Source organism: Vibrio sp. 10N.222.49.C9 (assembly GCF_041474985.1).
In the GTDB taxonomy this organism is placed as follows: Bacteria; Pseudomonadota; Gammaproteobacteria; order Enterobacterales; family Vibrionaceae; genus Vibrio; species Vibrio crassostreae_C.
Genome location: NZ_JBFRVD010000689.1, coordinates 1 through 333, shown reverse-complemented (window position 1 = coordinate 333; position 333 = coordinate 1). Strand labels below are relative to the sequence as shown.

The 333-nt window shown below is 43.8% G+C and carries 1 protein-coding gene; it reads right to left on the bottom strand.

The window, feature by feature from the left end; translation table 11 throughout:
• Window positions 1-69 precede the first annotated feature (69 nt).
• The coding region (locus tag AB4585_RS25095) for a DUF3299 domain-containing protein (RefSeq protein WP_372171470.1) at window positions 70-333 on the bottom strand (264 nt) is incomplete at its 5' end.

The window sequence follows — 333 nt, the reverse complement described above, 5'->3', positions numbered from 1 at the left end:
AAAGGGCATTTGACCTATGATGATCTATTTGATCATCATAGGTCAAATACCCTCAATAATTAGCTAATTCTATACGTTGGGTCCTACATATGTTGCTGTCATTTGGTATCCGATGCCAATACCGTTGCTTTCAAATTCTGTCATCTCCAAAGCTCCCTCAATCACAATGGAATCGAAGAAGTAGCTCGCTGGAATGCCAGTCTCGTAACGTACAACAATCATTTGATTCGCTGGCGGTGGAGGCACATGAATACATGCGCCAAAGAAGGGCACCAAGATGAATTCAGTCACCATGCCATTTTCCCCTTCAAGTGGGACCATGAAGCCAGCTAG